The organism is Ancylobacter sp. G4_0304 (genome assembly GCF_047501495.1).
Taxonomy (GTDB): Bacteria; Pseudomonadota; Alphaproteobacteria; order Rhizobiales; family Xanthobacteraceae; genus Ancylobacter.
In genome coordinates this window covers 125,765-144,319 of the sequence record NZ_JAZDRM010000004.1, presented here as the reverse complement: position 1 = coordinate 144,319, position 18,555 = coordinate 125,765, and the positions used below count along the sequence as shown (strand labels likewise).

Here is an 18,555-nt window from a genome sequence, read left to right as displayed (position 1 = left end):
GTCCGGACCTGCACCCGGAGCGAAGCGAGAGGGCCGGAGCGCAGCGGAGGACGGCGAAGGCCGGCTATTTTGTTTCGCGATGGAAAGGCCCGAAGGGCCGCCGGAAAATAGTCGGGCGCCGACGTTGTCGGTCCGGGCCGTTTGCTGGCCGATCGCCCTCTCGAAGGCCAGGTTGCGGCTCTCCCTGACCCTTGGGAGTATCCGAGCGGGTAATAAGCGACGGCGTTGCCGCCACCAGCATTCCTTCCAGCTATGCCGCCAGCGCCATGAAGCGCGCGACGTCCTGGGGAGCGATCTGTACCCGCGCCGCTGCCCGCAGGCTTTCCAGTCCAGCCAAGCGGAGATCCTCGTTGAAGTCGCCCAGCCTCGGAGACACGACGATCGCCTCGATCCCGGCCGCGTTCGCCCGTTCGATCAGCGTCGCCATCGCACTGTCGCCGGCCGGGTCGTTGTCGCGCGCGATATAGAGCCTGCGCAGTGTCTCGGGGAACAGGATGGCGGAGAGATGCGCTGCCGAGAGCGCCGCCGCCATGGCCATTCCGGGCAAGACGCATCGCAGCGACAGCACCGTCTCGATGCCTTCGCCCGCCGCCATCACGTCGCCCGGTACACCGAAGCGGACCGCGTGCCCGAGAAGGTCGCCCATCGCTCGCCTCGGTGTGTCGATCGGCGCCTTGTCCGAGCCGTCCGGGGCGAGCCAGGTGCGATGCGCGCCAGTGATCCGGCCAGCCAAGTCGGTGACAGAGGCGATCATCGCCGGCCAGGTCTCGGTCGGGGAATGCTCGTCAGGACGATAGTAGCAACGGGGATGGAAGCGCAGTGATCCGGTTCCGTGCAAAGCCGTAATCGCACGTTCCCGTAGATACGCTTCCACGACAGTGCCCAAAATCGGCTTTGACATGCCGACAAGCCTTCGTGCCGCTTCGGGCGATCCGGTTGGGACTGGTGATCTGCGCTCGCCACCTTGCGAATGCTCCGGCTCGGGATGTGGCATGGACAGGAAGGTGCGCGCCTCGTCGGCGACGTCCTTGAAGTCGATCAGGCCGCAGCTTTCGCGAATGACGTCCAGCAGGTCGCCATGCTCACCTGTCGCGGCATCGGTCCATTTGCCTGCGGCCCCCTTGCCGGTGTCGCCGCCTTTCAGGCGCACGAACATCGAGCGGCCCGGCGTGTTGCGGACATCGCCGACCAGCCAGTAGCGGCCCTCGCGATGACCGGCCGACAGATAATGACGGCAGACCGCCTCGGCCTGTCGGCCGAGACGCTGCGCCAGTTCGGAAGCATCATGACGGACCATCACGCTGCCTCCCGCTCGCCGATGCGCTCGACGGGAAAGCGCTCCAGCACCTTGGCGAGGATCGACGGACCGGAAGCGTCGGTGGGCACGAAAAAGCGCAGCTTCCACGAGATGATCTCGCTGAACAGGCCATAGGCTCGCAGGCGATCGCGCATCGCGTCGGTGAAGCCGGACAGTTCGATGCGGTTGGCGCCCATGACGCGGACGCGGCGGAGTTGCATAGCCTCGGCGAGGTCGAGGATGGTCCGGCCGTCGATCAACGCTGTGAAAGCGTCGTCCGGTGTCAGCGTGCCTGCGTCCGATGCCAATGCGCCCGCCACCCAGGCCGGCGAGACACGACGGCCGATGATGCGCTCGCCTGCATCGGTCTGAAGCCGATAGACACGGGTCGACTCGTTCGGCAGCCGCTTCCAGATCGGCAGCAGCAGTCCAGCAACGATGTGGATGGTGCTGTCGGCAAATTCCGGCACCTCGGCTATCTCGGCCGTCCATGCCTCCATGAAGCCGTTCCGATCGGTTTCCTCCCAATGGCTCTCGTCCATCGAGCGCAGGGTGGCGTGATGCTGTTCCATCGGGCGGATCAGCGCCACGCGCCGTTCGATCTCGCCATCGTCGAGCATGATCGACGATGCCGTAACCTGCACGGCGGCTCGGCCGGAGCGGCCGTTGACCAGCAGCTTCGCGCGTGGGTCTGCGAGAAAATCGAACGCGGCATCGAGTGAGGTCGGCCGGTTGCGTTCGCGCCGGGTGATCGTAAGCAACTGCGTCTCGGCGCCAGCGCCCGGATGGACATGGATGGTGCGACGGTCGGTGACGACAAAGCTCTCGGCCTGGAGCGTCTCCAGCCCAAGGTCATAGACGCCGCTGGCGACGGCACCCTCGATCTTGGCGTTCAAGAGCTGCTCGAACGCCGTGAACAGGATGCCCTGCAGTTCGATCGTCAGCGCCAGCAACCGGTTGAGGAAGGTGGTGATCGGCGGCAACTCGTCCTTGATGCCGTTGTCGTCCGTCAGCTTCAGCCCGGTGGCGTCTTCGAACATCTGGAGCGAGCAACCCTCGACCTTGCCGCGGACCAACAGGAGATAGAGCTGGCGCAGCGCATCGCGCGCATAGTGCGATTCCAGATTGTCCTCGGGCCGGAACAGGCCCTGACCGCCGGTCTGGCGCTGGCCGCGCGTGATTGCGCCCAGCGTGTCGAGCCGGCGTGCGATCGTCGACAGGAAGCGCTTTTCGGCCTTCACGTCGGTGGCGATCGGCCTGAACAGCGGCGGCTGTGCCTGGTTGGTGCGGTTGGTGCGACCAAGTCCCTGGATGGCGGCGTCGGCCTTCCAGCCGGGTTCGAGCAGGTAGTGGACGCGGAGCCGCTGGTTCCGCGCCGACAGGTCGGCGTGATAGCTGCGGCCCGTACCGCCAGCATCCGAGAAGACGAGGATGCGCTTCAGGTCGTCCATGAAGGCTGAGGTTTCCGCCAGATTGGCCGAAGCGGCGCGGTTCTCGACGGCGAGGCGTTCGCCCCTTCGGACAATGCGACGGGACCTGCCGGTGACTTCTGCGACGATATCCGTGCCGAAGCGCTGGACGATCTGGTCGAGCGCGCCCGGGACCGGCGGCAAGCTGGCGAGCGTCTCGATCAGCTCGTCGCGTCGGGCCACGGCCTCCCGGCTCTCGACGGGCTGGCCGTCCCGATAGACCGGCCGCGACGACAGATTGCCCGCGCTATCGGAGAAGGGCTCGTAAAGCTGCACCGGAAAGGAATGGGCGAGGTAATCGAGAACATACTCCCTTGGCGTTATGTCGACGCGGACGTCGTTCCATTCCTCGGTCGGGATCTCGGCCAGGCGGCGTTGCATCAGCGCCTCGCCGGTCGAGACGATCTGGATGACAGCGGCGTGGCCATCGGCGAGGTCCTGATCGATCGACCGGATCAGGGTCGGCGTTTTCATGCTGGTGAGGAGATGACCGAAGAACCGCTGCTTGGCGCTTTCGAATGCCGAGCGGGCAGCGGACTTGGCCTGGCGGTTCAGCGTGCCGCCATCGCCGGTGATGTTGGCGGCTTGCATCGCTGCGTCGAGATTGTTGTGAATGATCGAGAACGCCCCGGCATAGGCATCGTAGATGCGCGTCTGCTCGGGCGTGAGCTGGTGCTCCAACAGTTCATATTCGACGCCGTCATAGGAGAGCGAGCGCGAAGTGTAGAGGCCGAGCGAGCGCAGGTCACGGGCCAGCACCTCCATCGCCGCAACGCCGCCGTCCTCGATCGCTTCGACAAATTCGGCCCGCGTGGCGAAGGGGAAATCCTCGCCGCCCCAGAGGCCGAGGCGCTGCGCATAGGCAAGATTGTGGACCGTGGTGGCCCCGGTCGCCGAGACATAGACGACACGCGCGTTCGGCAAGGCATGCTGAAGCCGCAGGCCCGCGCGGCCCTGCTGCGAGGCCGAGACGTCGCCGCGTTCGCCCTTGCCGCCGGCGGCGTTCTGCATGGCGTGACTCTCGTCGAAGATGATCACTCCATCGAAGTCGGAACCCAACCATTCGACGATCTGCTTGACGCGCGAAAGCTTCTCCCCACGGTCGTCGGACCGTAGCGTGGCATAGGTGGTGAATAGGACGCCTTGGCCGAGGGTGATCGGCTTGCCCTGCGGGAAGCGCGACAGCGGCGTCACCAGCAGGCGTTCCATGCCAAGCGCCGACCAGTCGCGCTGCGCGTCCTCCAGCAGCTTGTCGGATTTGGAAATCCAGACCGCTTTACGGCGTCCGCGCATCCAGTTGTCGAGGATGATGCCGGCCGACTGGCGGCCCTTGCCGGCGCCGGTGCCGTCGCCCAGCATGAAGCCGCGGCGGAAGCGGACGGCGTGCTGAGCATCATCCGGCGCGGCCGAGACGAGGTCGAAGGTTTCGTCAACGGTCCAGGCTCCGGCGAGGAATTCGCCATGGGCCTCGCCGGCATAGATCACGGTTTCGAGCTGGGCGTCGGACAGAATGCCGTCGGTGACGATGCTGGCGGGGAGCGTCGGCCGATAGCTTGGCTTCGGCGGTGCGACCGAGGCCATCGCCGCCGACTGGACCAGCTTGGTCGGGTGCGGCTGCGCGCCGGGAATCCGGATCGCCTGAAGCCCGTATTCCTCATAAATGGCGTCGGTCAGCCGGCCACCCTCGGGCGGCGTCCAGTCGACGGTTTCATAGGCGAGTTCGACGCCCTCTGGTTCGGCTATCGCTCGGCTTGGCGACGATGACGTGGCGCGGGCGAGATAGCCGCGCACGGTGCGGGGCGTCGGTGCGATAGACGCGAGCGGCGGCAGCGCGACCGGCAGGCGCGACGGGGCCTGGGTTTCGATCCAGCCGAGCAGCGTCGCCACATCCTGCGCGAGGCCAGCCGATGGCGGAAACGCGGTGGGGTCGTCGGCGGGTGCCTTGTCGATGACGGTCAGGCGGGTCTCGATGGTCGTGCCATGCTTGGCATAGACCGAGCCGTCGATCGCCGCCGTGAACACGACACGTCCGCGCTGCTGCAAGCGGACAAAGGCGTCGCGCCAGGCAGGTAGCTCAGGCGCGAAGCTGGCGCCCGTGATCGTCACGAGCCGTCCGCCATCGGCGAGCCGGGCGAGGGCCGAGGCGACATGGCGATAGGCCGCGTCGGCTACTCGGCCGCTGACATTCGCCATTACAGAAAAGGGCGGGTTCATCAGTACGACGCTTGGCATAGCGGTCGGATCGAGATGGTCATCGATCTGGGCGGCGTCGAATCGCGTGACGGGGATGGCCGGAAAGAGGGAGGAAAGAAGCGCTGCACGGGTTTCGGCCAGCTCGTTGAGCATCAGCGTCGCACCCGCCGTTTCGGCCAGGACCGCGAGCAGCCCGGTTCCGGCCGAGGGCTCCAGCACACGATCGACAGGTGTGATGGCGGCGGCAGCGAGCGCAGCGAGGCCGAGGGACACCGGCGTCGAGAACTGCTGGAAGGCCTGCGTCTCCTCAGAACGCCGGGTATGTGTCGGCAACAGGCTCGCGATCTTGGCCAGCATCGGGAGGCTGGCGGCCGGAGATCCGGACTTGCGGAAAACCGCCTTTCCGTATTTGCGCAGAAACAGCACCGTCGCCACTTCGCAGGCCTCGTAGGCCGTCTTCCAGTCCCAGGCGCCAGACGTGTCGGAAGCGCCGAATGCCGCCTCCATCGCACCGCGCAGCGTCGCGGCATCGACGGGCTGGCCCCGCTCAAGATGCGGAAGAAGGTGGTGGGCTGCGGCGAGGATGGCGGCCGGCGCCGGGCTCGCGGCAAGCGGAGACGGCGCAGCCGGAACGGCCGCGGATGCGGAAGCGATAGTCATGGAGGTCACCTCGGGAGAGCGGGAAACGGAGGAACCGGCAGGCGCTCTCTCTCGACCGCACCGGCTCAAACCCGTCCCGGCGAACCTCTTCCTCTGAACGGCAGGCATGAAAAAAGCGCCTGACCGGAAGGCCAGGCGCTCGGCGGGTCGCAGCGCTCAATCGATCGCCTGGAAGATCTCGGCGGACTCGGGGTGCTCCGCCGCATAGTCGTAAAGGCGGCTGTATCCCTCCGCCATCAGGTCGACGGGATATTGGAAGGAGAGATGGGAAAAGGCGAACAGCGTCGCGATGATCCCTGCCGCCCCGGCGGACACCTCGCCTTCATAGCCGTTCGTGTCGCATATGATCTGAAGGCGGGGCTTGGAGGCTGGCGCGAGGTAAAGCGGCTTGCCATCGCGCTGATAGAAGTCCCAGAGACCGCCTCGATAATCGCGCGGGCTGAGACGCTCCATGTGATAATAGACCGTCATCTCTCCGATCAGGAAATGCTGGCGGCCGAAGAGGGTCGGAAGGAAATCTATTCGACGAGCATCCGGAACAAGCACCGCCGAGCGGTCGACGGGTTGTTCAGCGTGGGCTGTAGTCTCGGTCATGGGGGGCACCTCGGAGAGCGGGAAACGGAGGAGCCGTCGGGCGCTCTCTCTCGACCGCACCGGCTCGACCCCGTCTCGGCCGGCCTCTCACTCTGGCGTGCGGAATGACCTTTTGGCCGCTTCATCTTCCGAGGCGGGCCGCGCGCCGCTACACTTGTTCATCCGACACATGGCGGGCGGCAGCCTCGACGATCGAGGGCGCGCGCTTGCTTCACCGAGAGAGGTCAAGGGAGACGGAGATGAAGGGAAGCGCGATCGGCATGCTGGCGGCGGGGTGCCTCGTGGTGGGGTTCGGCGCGGGATTCGTCGCGCGACCGATGATCTCGCCGGGCGGTTTGTCTGCCGCGGCCGTCGCCGGCGTCGCGCAGCCGAGCGAGGAAGAAGCGATCGCCGCAGTCCGCCGTCACCGGCTGTTCACGGGAACGTCGCTTGCCAATGCGACGCTGAAACTCGGCGATTGCTCTCCGGGTGGCGTCGGTCCTGGCGTGACGTGCATGACGCAGCTCACGATGGACACGACGCGGGCCAACGCCACACCGCAGAACCGGCCGGTCGGCTTCGCGCGCGTGAACGGCCAATGGGAAGTCGCGGTCTGGTAGCGGATATCAATCTTCGATGCCGTCACCGCCACTTGGGGGCGTGTACGCCTCGTAGGGATCGCCGTCGGCAAGGTGACCGAATGGCGTGAACACGTAGGCGCCATCATCGCGGCCGACCGCGCAGATGACGTAGCGGGTCTGCCCGGTGGCAGAGTCCGCGCATTCCATAAGCGCGAGGTTGCCGTCCGCTGCGGCGCGAAGCAGCGTCTTGAAATTGGAGCGCGCATGATCCGGGATGCTCATGACGCGCCTCCCGCAGCTAGGCGGTCGGCGAGCCAGCGGCCGCTGCTCATCCATTCGACGGTCTGCCCCGTCGTCAGGTCGAGGACATGGGCACCTCCGGAGAAGCCATCGATGCGCGGCTCGGAGGCGACGCCCGCCCATTGGAATCCCCAGCGTCCGGCGAGGCCAAAGGTCTCGGCGCACCGCGTCACGAAGGTGATGAGGAGCTGGGGGTCGGCGGTGCCGGGATCGCGCATCCAGAGGCGCGTGGCACCATGCTCGGGCTCGATGGACAGTAAAAACGGCTCGGCCGGAGGATCTTCGGCGGCATTCTGCGCCATCAGGTCGTTGTAGATGTCGAGCGCGCGAGCAGCGTTCTCGACCGTGCCCACGTCCAGCAGGCACGAGAAGCGTGTGAAATAGTCCGCCATGGCGGTCTCCTGAAACGAAAAGAGCCCGGCGTAGGGCCGGGCTCGAGGTGGATGTTGGGGTGTGGTTTGGTTCAGTAGCCGAACTGCCAGGACGGCCACGGCTGACCGTCGTCGGAGGCGCGCACCGCGTCCTTGAGGTAGGCGCTGTCGCCTTCGACGACGGTGGGATCGAGCACGGGCGTTTCGTCGATCACCGTCACGCGGCAGACGAGGCCATCTTCGACCTCGACGTGAACCGGGACGAGATATTGGAAGACGACGCGGCGCGGCGCGTCGGTGCCGGATGTTTCCATCTAAGGCTCCTTGAGACAAGCAACGGGGAGCGATCAGCGTCGCTCCCCGCCAAGTGGCCTATTCGGCAGCGATCAGGTCGGACGCATCCTCGTCGGCTTCGATCACCTCGTCATCGTCACCAGCGAGGAAGTCCGGCAGCGCCTCGGCGTCACCGGCGTCGCCGCCCTCAGGCTGATCGGCAACATCAGCGAGCCGCAGCGGCTCGGGCAGCCAGCCACTATCGGCCAGGAGCCGTTCGGCCTCCTTGGCCATATCGCCCTTCTTCAGGTGGTCGATGAGTTGGGCGGCCTGTTCGCCCTTCGCCTCGCGGACTGCTTCGAGGATGCGCGGCTTGGTTACGCGATTGAGGTAGTTGCCGAAGGTCGGACGCCAGCCGGCCTCCACCATGTCCAGCCCGGTCGCGCGCGTCAGGCGGTCGGCCTGGGTGAGCCGCATGTCGAGCGTATGCTGCGACACACCGCTGGAGCTGTGCGGATTCGGCCGCTCGTAAAGGGCGTTGACGCCGTAGCTGACGCAGTGGGCCAGCAGCGCCATGCGGCTGGTGTCGTCCAGGCCAGCCAGCCAATCCCAAAGCGCATCGTCGTCTTTCGGGATGTCGCTCGCCCAGGCGTCGTGCCGCTCCTGCACCGCACGGGCGGGAGGGCTGTCGGCGAGACTCTCGTCCTGCGCGGGGAAGTAGATGTGCTTCACGCCCGCTTCCATGGCGCCGTTATACATGCGGGTCATGAACCGGTCCGAGACGAACTTGTGCAGCAGCGCCGTCATGGCGACATGCGGGTTGTTCGCGACGGCGTCGCGAAGCGCGAGCGTGCGGTAGGCGGTCAACTCGATGACCAGGCGCTCGGGCAGCGGCTTGATGGCGTCGTCTTCGTCGTCATCTTCAGTCTCGGTGGGCTGGCCGCCGATGGTAATGACGGCGCGCTGGACCGTCTGGCCGGCGGTTGCGCCCGATACGCTATCGGTCTCCGAGCCGCTGTCGCCGTCGCCGTTGCCGTCGACCGGGATAACTGGAACGTCCTCGGGGCGGACAAAGCCGCGATCCACCGTCAGCGAGCCGTTGGCGTCGATGCTGACAAACACGCCGGCGATGGCGATGTCAGCCAGCTCGTAGTGAACCGGACGATCCTCGAAGCTCGCGAGCGCGGTCTCGATTTCGCCCAGACGCTGATCCACCTCATCCGGCAGCTCGTCGGCGTCCTGATACTCGGCTTCCAGCTTCGCCATTTCGGCGTTCAGCGCGTCAATGGTCGCCTGCTCTTCGGGCGAGAGGTCGAGCGGCGTGCCGGTGATCTCCTGCAGGCCGCGTGCCGCATCGTACGGGAAGCTCACGGCCACTTCGATCCACTTCCACCCTTCGGCCGCGATCGTCTCGGCTTCGGCCTTCAGCTTCTCGCCAACGAGGCGGTCGAGGAGGCCCGCGTCCTGAAGCCATCCGCCGTCGTCGGACTGGAACAGGTCGCGCATGACGGTGCCGCCCGCCGCTTCATAGGCCTCGATGCCGACGAAGATGGCACGCTTGTCGGAAGCGCGCACCGTCGTCTCGGTCAGCATACGCCGGATCTGGTAGGGTTCCTTGGACCAGGCGTCCTTGATCGTGTCCCAGACCTGCTGCTGGCGCGCATGGTCTTCGGAGACCGTGAACGCCATGAGCTGCTCCAGCGTCATGCCGTCGTCGGCATAGACGTCGAGGAGCGCCTGCGAGACCGAGGCAAGTCGCAGCCGCTGCTTGACCATGTTGACGGGCACGAAGAACGCCGCGGCGATTTCCTCCTCGGTCATATGCTTGGCGCGCATGTCCTGAAAGGCGCGGAACTGATCGAGGGGATGGAGCGGAGCACGCTCGATGTTCTCTGCGAGCGAGACCTCTTCGGCGAGGATCTCACTGTCATTGTCGCGTACGATGCAGGGCACCGGTGCGATCTTGGCGAGGCGCTTCTGCTTCACCAGCAGTTCGAGGGCGCGGAAGCGACGGCCACCGGCCGGAACCTCGAACATGCCGGTCTCAACACCTTCCGCGTCGATGACGGGCTGGACGCTGAGGCTCTGGATCAGGCCGCGACGGGCGATCGAGGCCGCCAGGTCTTCGATCGAGACGCCGGCCTTCACGCGCCGGACGTTGGACTGGGACAGAACCAGTTTGTTGAAGGGGATGTCGCGCGAGGACGACAGGGTGATCTTCTGAACGGCAGTAGCCATCGGGGTAGTCTCCGCGACGGGCGCCGAGAGACTCTCTCTCAGCCCTAAACCCGTCACGAAGCGAAGCGCCGCCCTCTTCCTCTAAAGGGGGCAGCGCCGAGGACCGGAATTGAGGACACGCGGAAGCGCAAAGCCGGAGACACGGAAATCCGCATCTCCGGCTTTGCGGATGTCAGGCGGCTCGATCGAGCAGCTTCTTCGCCTTAGCCTCCATGTCGAGGCGAGCGTCCTGATGGGGCTTGTCGCGTGCGACGGCGGTGATGCCCTGCACAAAATCGAAAATGCTCTCGGGCGGGCGACCTTCCTCCGTCAGGACCGCGTCGATGATCTTGCCGGTCTCGGCCTTCGAGAAGCCACGGCGGCGCAGGAAGTCGGTACGATCCTCGTCGGTGCGCGCCACGATCCGCTCGCGGGCCATCTTGATGCCGTTGACGAAAGGCAGCGGAGAGGAGTTGGCGAAGTTCGCCAGCGCCGGCGCGGCCTCATGGGCGAAGCGATTGGCGGCGTATTTGGAGTGGCGGATCGTGATCTCCTCGAAGTCCTCGACGCCCCACAGATTGCGGTTCTGGCAAACCGCGCGCAGATAGAAGCTCGCCATCCCGAGCGTCTTGGCGCCGACCTCTGAGTTCCAGCAGTAGAAGCCCCGGAAATAGAGATCCGGCGAGCCGTCCGGCAGCCGTCCGGCCTCGATCGGGTTCAAATCGTCGACGAGGAAGAGGAAGACGTCGCGATCTGAGGCATAGAGGGTGGTCGTATCCTTGGTGATGTCGACGCGCGGATTGTAGATCCCGGTCGACCAGTCGAGGACGCCGGGCACCTTCCAGCGCGTGTCGCCAGTGCCGTTGCCGGCGATGCGCTGCACCGCCTCGACCAGCTCGTGATCGAAGATGCGGCCGTAATCCGGCCCGGTGACGGCGCGCAGCTCGAGCCGACCGGTATCGGTTTCGAGCGTCTTGATCTGCTCCGCCCGATTGGACGTCAGGCCATATTGCAGGTTGATCGCGGCCAGCGGCGCCGGGAGCTGGCGCAGATATGCGGCCGGCGCACCGACCAGGCTGGCCAGTTGGCCGAAGCTCCAGTGCGTGGGTGCAATCGGCGTATCTGTGCCCGGCAGGATGAGCGCCAACCGCTCCGGGTCGCTGCGGTTCGCCTCCACATGGATGAGCGGGCTTTCCACAACGCGCGTGCGGCTGCGATCGGCGCGGTTGCGGACGGAGCGCGCCAGCTCGGACAGTGACAGATATCGCTCGTCCGCGGGCCGGGAAAACCACTCTGACGAGACGCGGCCGATCCGCTCTCCGCGGCCGACATCGACCTTGTAGCCGCCGCTGGTGTCGCGGCGCGCGTCTAGAACTGAAACCTGGGTCATGGGACCAATCTCCATGACGGGCGCCGGAGACCTCTTCTCCAGCCCTCAACCCGTCACGGAAAATCCCTCCGCACTCTCACTCTCAGCGGGGCGTTGTGGGGCAGCCGCCCCGCAGAAGGGGTCGACCGAGACCGACGGGCTCGGGCGCAGGGGAAGGCTTTCCCCTCAAGGTCTAGTCCAAGGTAGACGCGGCGGCCGGATAGAATGTACCGATCCATCGCTGCTTGAGCGTAGCGAACGCTAGTCGGCTTGGAAGGCCGCTACCCCACGTCGGTGGAAAGAACACAGTGAGCTGCTCGCCGACCTGAACCGCGAGTTTCCCGATTTCCGAGACAACCGCGTCCAGGGTGGTCGACTCTACAAAGGGACCGATCACGGCGTTGCCTTCGCGCTGTGGCCTGATCATGAACGCGGACTTCATCGTCGGGTGGCCAGCGAGTTCGGAAAACATTTTGTAGGTTTCGTAGCGCTTTTTGCCGGTGAAGCCGTCGCGAGCGTCGATGGCTTCGCGCACCTTTACCGGCCCGAATTCTTTCTGACGCGCCTTCTCATCAGCGAGACGCCAACGTCCAATCAGACTTCGATCGCCGGCGAAATAGCTTAGGAGGAAAGTCGTCTCGAGCACATCGCGAAGAATGAGCGCACTGTTCTGGCTGTAGCCTGACAGCGCGAGTTTGATGCTTGCCCCAAATGCGTTGAACGTGCGCATGCCGAGAATTTGAACGACCTTCAAATCTTCGTCGGCGGTTTGGAACTGTCGCAGTATGTCGGCGAGGTCCATCGCTGCCTCGGTCACCGCCAGATGCAGTCCCAGGCGGTCGTCCGCTGCGATCATCCCCAGAGCCTTCTCTCGAAGCTCCTCTTCGCCGGCGTGTAGCCGTGCCAGATTGGCCGATAGGAGGTCGGCCGCGCTCGGTTCCATCGGTGTCACCTCCAGAGGGTGTCGTTCTTGTTCCTTACTACGTTGAAGCTCCCGAACGCCGGCCGTGCCTTATAGGAGGTCACATGAGTGAGGGCGTCGCCCAGCGCTTCAGCCAGGTCCGCCCTGGTGATCGTCGAACGATCGCCGACGATCACCTCCACCGGCTTCAACTCGTCGGTGAAGGCCTCGAAGTACAAGTTCCCTTCGTGGATACTGTCGGCAAGGCGGCTAAAGCAACGGTATTCGGACTCGTACCTCCACGCGGTGAACTTGGTGAGCAGCAGATCATCGACGTCTGCGCTGATGATTTCGCGGTCGGATGGTGCCGGCAAACGTGCTCGGCGGTACTTCACGGGATGATAAGTGTCGTTCCCGTCCGGCACATCAAAGCCGATAGCCATGCCATGGTGCTTTTCGGCGTAATGGCCCCAAAGCATGGGGTGGGACCATTTGCGGCTAAAACATACGATGCCGAATTCGCGATCCCGTTCATTCTTCCAGTTGCGCATAAACGCGCGGACGCGCTTGTCGCGGAGGTTCCATCCAAGAAATTCGAAGGGATCGTTCAGCTCGTTGATGCGTGCAATCTTCAGACGACGTTGCTTGAGAGCGAGCAACCCATATTTCTGCGAAGTGAAGTGATAGAGGCGCATATTCGTTCAGGTCGCTTCGCTTCCTAGAGTTGCGTGGTCGCGGCATGAGTCGCGCAGAAGCCTATTCTACACTTTTATCTAAAGTCTCGGGTCTTCACCTTGATCGAGTCGATATGCAGATCGCGGACGTACATGTCGCGCGTGCGCAGTCCCTTCGGCGCAAGGCCGCGCGGGTCGGGCGTCGGGGAGGCATGATGGAATTCGTCGCCCCGACCGTGTGGCAACGGAAAGGCCGTGTCGCGCTCGCCGACGCTCGCCAGCTCAGCGGAGAGATCGGTCAGCCGTTGGACTACGAGGTGAACGACTTCGCCTTCGCGCTGAACGCGCCCGCGCACGGCGATCATGCCGGCCGACAGGATGGTGCGTCGGTTCTGCTCGAAGACCTTGGGCCAAACGACGAGATTGGCGATTCCGCTCTCGTCTTCGAGCGTGATGAACATGACGCCCTTGGCGCTGCCAGGCCGCTGTCTCACCAACACGATGCCGGCCGCCTCCAGCGACCGGCCATCTTTCGCGTCCATCGCCTCTTGGCAGGTGACCATGCGACGACGGCGCAGCTCCCGACGCAGGAACGAGACGGGATGGTCCCGCAGCGACAGGCTGACATGCCGATAGTCCTCAACGACTTCACCACCCGCCGTCATCGGGCGGAGGATGACCGCCGGTTCGGCGACCTCCGGCACGATCTCCGTCTCTCGGGCCGACGCGGCGGCAAAGAGCGGGAGCGGCTCATCGCGCAGAGCCTTGATCGCCCATAGCGCCTCGCGGCGTGCCAGGCCGAAGGGCGGTCGAAATCCGTCCGCTTCGGCGATCTGCGTGAGCGCCGCGACGGGGATGCCGGCACGGCGCCATAGATCGTCTACCGAGCCGAAGGGCTGATCCGCCCTGGCCGTGACGATCGCCGCGGCGTGGGCATTGGCGAGGCCTTTAACCATGCGCAGACCCAGGCGAACGGCGAACCGCTCTTCGCTGCCGGCGGGCTCGAGCGTGCAGTCCCATCGGGATGCGTTGGCGCAGACCGGACGGATTTCGACGCCATGATCACGCGCGTCACGCACGATCTGCGCCGGCGCGTAGAAGCCCATGGGCTGACTGTTCAGCAGCGCGGCGCAGAACACTTCAGGATGCCAGCATTTGAGCCAGGCTGAGGCGTAGGCGATCAGCGCAAAGGAGGCTGCGTGGCTTTCCGGAAACCCGTAACTGCCGAAGCCCTCCAATTGTTTGAAGGTCTGCTCGGCGAACGCCTGCTCGTAGCCGTTGGCCACCATGCCGCCGATCAGCTTGTCCCGGAAATGCGAGACGCCGCCCGTGAACTTGAAGGTGGCCATCGACTTGCGGAGCATGTCGGCCTCGCCGGGCGTGAAGCCGGCGCATTCGATCGCGACCCGCATCGCCTGCTCCTGAAACAGCGGCACGCCGAGAGTCTTGCCGAGCACCTTCTCCAGCTCGGGCTTCGGGTAGTGGACGGGCTCAAGGCCCTCCCGGCGACGAAGATAGGGATGCACCATGTCGCCCTGGATCGGACCTGGTCGGACGATCGCGACCTGCACGACGAGATCGTAATAAGTGCGTGGCTTGAGCCGCGGCAGCATCGACATTTGGGCCCGGCTCTCGATCTGGAAAGTGCCGAGCGTGTCCGCCTTTCGTATCATCGCGTAGGTGCGCGGGTCCTCGGCCGGGATGGAGGCGAGGTCGAGATTGACACCCTTGTGCTCGGACAGAAGATCCAGCCCCTTCTTCATGCAGGTCAGCATCCCGAGCGCCAGGACGTCGACCTTCATGAACTTGAGCGCGTCGATATCGTCTTTGTCCCACTCGATGACCTGCCGGTCCTTCATCGCAGCGGGCTCAATCGGGACCAGATCGTCGAGCCTGTCATGGGTTAGGACGAAGCCGCCTGGATGCTGGCTGAGATGGCGTGGCGCGCCCATGAGCTGTCGCGCGAGATCGAGGGTCAGGCGAAGGCGGCGGTCGGCGAGATTGAGGTTCAGCTCCTCAACATGCTTTGGCTCGACGCCTTCCTCGGACCAGGCCCAGACCTGCGACGACAAGGTGCCGATCAGATCTTCGGGCAGGCCGAGCGCCTTGCCGACATCACGCAGCGCGCCCTTAGCGCGGTAGCGAATGACGGTGGAGCAGAGCGCGGCGTGGTCACGGCCGTAGGTGTCGAACACCCATTGCATGACGATCTCGCGCCGCTCGTGCTCGAAATCGACATCGATGTCGGGCGGCTCGCGCCGCTCCTCGCTGACGAAGCGTTCGAAGAGAAGATCGTTGCGGCCGGGATCGATCGAAGTGATGCCGAGGACATAGCAGACTGCGGAGTTGGCGGCCGAGCCGCGACCCTGGCAGAGGATGTCTTTCGATCGGGCGAAGCGAACGATCGAATTCACTGTCAGGAAGTAGGGCGCGTAATCCAGCTTTTCGATCAGCCGCAGCTCATGCTGGAGCGCGGCGGTCACGCTGTCGGGTACGCCCTCGGGATAGCGCTCCGACGCGCCTTCCCAGGTCAGCCTCGCCAGCGTTTCTTGCGGCGAGAGCGCCGGATCGTCACGCTCCTCCGGATATTGATAGGCAAGCTCGTCGAGACTGAAGCGGCAGCGATCAGCGATCTGGAGAGAGCGAGCAAGCGCTTCCGGATAGCGGCTGAACAGCCGGTGCATCTCCTCCGGCGGCTTGATGTAGCGGTCGGCGTGACGTTCGCGCCGATCGCCGAGGGTGTCGATCGTGACGTTGTGGCGGATGCAGGTCACGACGTCTTGCAGGATGCGGCGACCCGGCTCGTGAAAGAGGATGTCGTTCGTCACCACCGCGGGCACGCGCATTTGCGCGGCGAGGTTCGACAGCTCGTGAAGGCGAAGCTGGTCATTGGGGCGACGGTGTAGCGTGAGGGCGACGTAGGCGCGGTCACCGAACGCGTCGCGAAGCCGGCGCAATCTGAAGCCGCACTCGTCATCGGCCAAGTCGGGCACAAGGACGGCGACCAGGCCATCGCCATAAGCTACGAGGTCCGGCCATTCGAGAATGCACTTGGCCTTGCCGCCGCGACCCTTGCCGAGCGAGAGCAGACGGCAGAGGCGCGAATAGGCGGGGCGGTCGGTCGGATAGACCAGCACCGACGTGCCGTCGGCGAGGTCGAGGCGGCATCCGACGATCAGGCGCACGCCGGTCGTCTTCGCGGCCTCATGAGCGCGCACGATGCCGGCGAGGGAGTTGCGGTCAACGACGGCCACCGCCTCGATCCCGGCAAGCGCCGCCTGGGCGAACAGCTCCTCGCAGGACGACGCACCGCGCAGGAAGCTGAAATGCGAGGTGACCTGAATCTCGACGTAGCGGGGCTCACTCATCCGAAGACCCCATGGATGAACCATCGGTGCGAGCCCGTGGCCGTGTCCTCGCCATCGCCAGCGCGGTAGAGCCAGTAACGCTCGCCGGCGTCGTCCTCGACCCGGAAATAGTCGCGCACGGCGACCAGCTCGGCGTCACGCTTCCACCATTCGCCGAAGACGCGCTCCGGGCCGTCGCCGCGACGCAGGCGCCGGCGCACGCCGCGCCAGGTGAAGGAGACCGGCGGATGGTCGGGCAACAGCGCCACCGTCTCGACCAACTCGGGATGAGGCAGGAGGCGCGAGGGCCTCGGCCAATGGCCGGGCCAGCCCGCCCCCGTGTCGGCCGCCATTGCCGGGATGCGGCAGACGGATCGCTCGGGAACGTCGCTTGCGACGGGAGCAAGCCGATAAAGGGCGCGCTCGCCCACCCGGTTCATCAACGTGTCGATGAGATCGGAGACGTCCGGTGTGCTTTCCTCGATGAGGGAATTGACGATCTGTCTGCGCTCAAGCGGCTCGGCGACGCTCGCGGCGAGCGTCATCACCTCGATGCCAAAGCCGGGTTCGATGGTCTCGATCCTGTCGCAGAGCAGACGCGTCAGGCGCTTAACGTCGCGGACCGGCGTTGCCATGCCGACCCTGACGGCTTGGGCGCGGCTGTCGACGCGGTGGCAGATGAGGTCAAGTCTGCGAGCGCCCAAGCCGCCGGCCTCGAGACGCTCGCAGAGCTGGCCGACGAGCTTGGCGATATACCGGGCTATGGTCTCGGCCGCGGCGATCGGCTCGGCGAAGGCGCGGCGCACTTCGATGAGATCGACCGGCCGGACCGGCTCGATCGGCTCGGCCGCCTGGCCGAGGGCTTGATCGATGCGGCGGCCGATTTGGGGGCCGAAGCGCAAGGTGAGCGGCGCCCGAGGCTGCGCGAGAAGGTCGCCGACCGTATCGAAACCGAGTGTCCGCAGGGCGGCGACGGTGGACGCGGCGATGCGCAGCGCTGCGAGCGGCAAAGGCTCCATTATGGATGCGCCATGTCGGTCCGGTGCGATCTGCGGGGCATAGCGGGCCAGAGCGTGCGCAGCGCCCCAGGTGTCGGCGATCGCGCCCCGAGCCGCGATCCCGGACATGGCAAGCCGGCCGATGAGGCCGTCCAGCATCGCACTTTCGCCGCCATGGAGATGATCGGCGCCCGTCGAGTCGATGATGATCCCGTCCGGCGGATCGGGAGCGACGACGGGAGCGTATCGGAGGAGCCAGGCCGCGAGCCGGTCGAGCGCCTCGGCGTCGCCTACCGGGTCGGCGTCCTGCACGATGAGTCCGGGCGCCAGGACCTGGGCCTTGGTGACGGGCATGCCAACGCGCAGGCCAGCAGCGCGGGCAGCGGCGTCAGCCGCCAGCACCACCCGCCTGTTCCCGTCGCGGCCAATCAGGACGAGCGGCGCCTCAGCCGGAGGCGCCGCGTCGCCAGCCTTCCGCCGTAGCCGGTCGGTGGACCAGCTCGGCAGGAAGAGCGAGACGACCCGTGTCATCGCACGCCTCCACTTCGAAATCTGCACTTTCGCCCGCGCGAGCGCGGATCAGTTCGACCAGCCAGCGGGCTCGACCCACGCCCGGAACGGGAAGCGATGTCGAAGGCAAAGCGGAGACGCGCCAGCGCGTCATCGCCGCTGTAGGCTGGCCGAAGTCTGTAGCCTCTGTCTGTCGCCGCCAGCGTCGCAGCGCGATCCCGATCGATCCGGTGCCTTCGGCCGCCAGTTGCAGGCGCCGCGAGGCGGTCATGGAAAGTCGGGCCACTTCACCAAGGACGGCGCCCAGGCCACCGTGGCGCAGGCCTTCCTCCATGCAGGCGAGCACGGTCTTGTCGTCGCCGGCTTCGAGATAGATCACGCGATCGGATGCAAGGCCTGCTTGGGCGATCGCTGGCGCGAAGAGGTCGGGGCGCGTGATGCACCAAAGGATCTTGCCCTTCGTGCGGGCGGCGATCCCGGCGCTGAAGAGGGCGGCAGCGGCTCCATCGATCGCGCCGTTGCCGCCGCCGGCGATCTCATGCAGGGCGCCGAGCGCGAGTCCTCCGCCGGGTAGGCGCGAGTCGACCTCGGCAATCCCGAAGGGGAGAACCGATTTGGCGCGCCGGCTGCGACCTTCGATCTTTTCGATCTGCGCGCGCAAAGACTCTATGGCGGGCTCGGGCCGCAAGCTCGTTCTTGACCTCCAAGGGCGGGTTCTTCGTCATGTTCGCTATTTGTTCTATCTTTCAGGAACGAGAGTCAAGCCCGGATCGGCGTGAGCGAGGGTGCGCGACACGGTTTTACTGTCTCGTGGCTATCTGA

General features: G+C 65.6%; 14 protein-coding genes. 1 reads left to right on the top strand and 13 read right to left on the bottom strand.

Annotation, left to right across the window (positions count from 1 at the left end; genetic code table 11):
- Nucleotides 1-250 precede the first annotated feature (250 nt).
- From VRZ77_RS03930 to VRZ77_RS03920, 3 genes are all read right to left on the bottom strand, one after another.
- Nucleotides 251-1,297: a toprim domain-containing protein gene (locus VRZ77_RS03930; protein WP_037520526.1), complete on the bottom strand. Its 1,047-nt coding sequence runs from the start codon at nt 1,295-1,297 to the stop codon at nt 251-253.
- Complete coding sequence (locus tag VRZ77_RS03925) at nt 1,297-5,619, bottom strand: strawberry notch-like NTP hydrolase domain-containing protein (RefSeq protein WP_038303978.1); 4,323 nt, start codon at nt 5,617-5,619, stop codon at nt 1,297-1,299. The genes VRZ77_RS03930 and VRZ77_RS03925 overlap by 1 nt, the downstream gene beginning before the upstream one ends.
- A gap of 156 nt (nt 5,620-5,775) precedes the next feature.
- A complete protein-coding gene (locus tag VRZ77_RS03920) occupies nt 5,776-6,213 on the bottom strand; it encodes an antirestriction protein (protein WP_037519553.1) in 438 nt (145 codons plus the stop codon).
- A gap of 239 nt (nt 6,214-6,452) precedes the next feature.
- Here VRZ77_RS03920 and VRZ77_RS03915 point away from each other — a divergent pair, with 239 nt between their 5' ends.
- Nucleotides 6,453-6,812 (top strand): hypothetical protein, encoded by a 360-nt coding sequence (locus tag VRZ77_RS03915; RefSeq protein ID WP_202902432.1) that lies wholly within the window; start codon nt 6,453-6,455, stop codon nt 6,810-6,812.
- Nucleotides 6,813-6,818: 6 nt separating this feature from the next.
- Here the strand turns inward: VRZ77_RS03915 and VRZ77_RS03910 are convergent, their stop codons facing one another.
- The 10 genes from VRZ77_RS03910 to VRZ77_RS03865 all read right to left on the bottom strand — a co-directional run bounded on the left by VRZ77_RS03910 (nt 6,819) and on the right by VRZ77_RS03865 (nt 18,421).
- Nucleotides 6,819-7,055: a DUF6117 family protein gene (locus tag VRZ77_RS03910; protein WP_037519555.1), complete on the bottom strand. Its 237-nt coding sequence runs from the start codon at nt 7,053-7,055 to the stop codon at nt 6,819-6,821.
- On the bottom strand, nt 7,052-7,465 hold the full coding sequence (locus VRZ77_RS03905; protein ID WP_037519560.1) for a hypothetical protein: 414 nt from the start codon (nt 7,463-7,465) through the stop codon (nt 7,052-7,054). The genes VRZ77_RS03910 and VRZ77_RS03905 overlap by 4 nt, the downstream gene beginning before the upstream one ends.
- Nucleotides 7,466-7,536: 71 nt before the next feature.
- A complete protein-coding gene (locus tag VRZ77_RS03900) occupies nt 7,537-7,758 on the bottom strand; it encodes a hypothetical protein (RefSeq protein ID WP_037519563.1) in 222 nt (73 codons plus the stop codon).
- A gap of 58 nt (nt 7,759-7,816) precedes the next feature.
- Nucleotides 7,817-9,955 carry a ParB/RepB/Spo0J family partition protein gene (locus tag VRZ77_RS03895; RefSeq protein WP_037519566.1) on the bottom strand — a complete coding sequence of 713 codons (2,139 nt, stop codon included), beginning with the start codon at nt 9,953-9,955 and terminating at the stop codon, nt 7,817-7,819.
- Between the two features lie 172 nt (nt 9,956-10,127).
- Complete coding sequence (locus tag VRZ77_RS03890; RefSeq protein WP_037519568.1) at nt 10,128-11,324, bottom strand: hypothetical protein; 1,197 nt, start codon at nt 11,322-11,324, stop codon at nt 10,128-10,130.
- 172 nt (nt 11,325-11,496) lie between these two features.
- On the bottom strand, nt 11,497-12,246 hold the full coding sequence (locus VRZ77_RS03885; protein ID WP_037519570.1) for a hypothetical protein: 750 nt from the start codon (nt 12,244-12,246) through the stop codon (nt 11,497-11,499).
- Nucleotides 12,247-12,251: 5 nt separating this feature from the next.
- Nucleotides 12,252-12,899, bottom strand: coding sequence for a DUF2971 domain-containing protein (locus tag VRZ77_RS03880; RefSeq protein WP_037519572.1), 648 nt, complete (start codon nt 12,897-12,899; stop codon nt 12,252-12,254).
- 74 nt (nt 12,900-12,973) lie between these two features.
- A complete protein-coding gene (locus tag VRZ77_RS03875) occupies nt 12,974-16,246 on the bottom strand; it encodes an error-prone DNA polymerase (RefSeq protein ID WP_037519573.1) in 3,273 nt (1,090 codons plus the stop codon).
- Nucleotides 16,243-17,754 carry a Y-family DNA polymerase gene (locus tag VRZ77_RS03870; protein WP_037519577.1) on the bottom strand — a complete coding sequence of 504 codons (1,512 nt, stop codon included), beginning with the start codon at nt 17,752-17,754 and terminating at the stop codon, nt 16,243-16,245. The genes VRZ77_RS03875 and VRZ77_RS03870 overlap by 4 nt, the downstream gene beginning before the upstream one ends.
- Nucleotides 17,669-18,421 (bottom strand): ImuA family protein, encoded by a 753-nt coding sequence (locus tag VRZ77_RS03865; protein WP_037519580.1) that lies wholly within the window; start codon nt 18,419-18,421, stop codon nt 17,669-17,671. The genes VRZ77_RS03870 and VRZ77_RS03865 overlap by 86 nt, the downstream gene beginning before the upstream one ends.
- Nucleotides 18,422-18,555: the final 134 nt, after the last annotated feature.

Coding starts and splice junctions, on each gene's coding strand:
- VRZ77_RS03875 (WP_037519573.1), bottom strand. CDS start 16,246: ATGAGTGAGCCCCGCTACGTCGAGATTCAGGTCACCTCGCATTTCAGC.
- VRZ77_RS03885 (WP_037519570.1), bottom strand. CDS start 12,246: ATGGAACCGAGCGCGGCCGACCTCCTATCGGCCAATCTGGCACGGCTA.
- VRZ77_RS03930 (WP_037520526.1), bottom strand. CDS start 1,297: ATGGTCCGTCATGATGCTTCCGAACTGGCGCAGCGTCTCGGCCGACAG.
- VRZ77_RS03905 (WP_037519560.1), bottom strand. CDS start 7,465: ATGGCGGACTATTTCACACGCTTCTCGTGCCTGCTGGACGTGGGCACG.
- VRZ77_RS03895 (WP_037519566.1), bottom strand. CDS start 9,955: ATGGCTACTGCCGTTCAGAAGATCACCCTGTCGTCCTCGCGCGACATC.
- VRZ77_RS03880 (WP_037519572.1), bottom strand. CDS start 12,899: ATGCGCCTCTATCACTTCACTTCGCAGAAATATGGGTTGCTCGCTCTC.
- VRZ77_RS03925 (WP_038303978.1), bottom strand. CDS start 5,619: ATGACTATCGCTTCCGCATCCGCGGCCGTTCCGGCTGCGCCGTCTCCG.
- VRZ77_RS03910 (WP_037519555.1), bottom strand. CDS start 7,055: ATGAGCATCCCGGATCATGCGCGCTCCAATTTCAAGACGCTGCTTCGC.
- VRZ77_RS03900 (WP_037519563.1), bottom strand. CDS start 7,758: ATGGAAACATCCGGCACCGACGCGCCGCGCCGCGTCGTCTTCCAATAT.
- VRZ77_RS03890 (WP_037519568.1), bottom strand. CDS start 11,324: ATGACCCAGGTTTCAGTTCTAGACGCGCGCCGCGACACCAGCGGCGGC.
- VRZ77_RS03920 (WP_037519553.1), bottom strand. CDS start 6,213: ATGACCGAGACTACAGCCCACGCTGAACAACCCGTCGACCGCTCGGCG.
- VRZ77_RS03915 (WP_202902432.1), top strand. CDS start 6,453: ATGAAGGGAAGCGCGATCGGCATGCTGGCGGCGGGGTGCCTCGTGGTG.
- VRZ77_RS03870 (WP_037519577.1), bottom strand. CDS start 17,754: ATGACACGGGTCGTCTCGCTCTTCCTGCCGAGCTGGTCCACCGACCGG.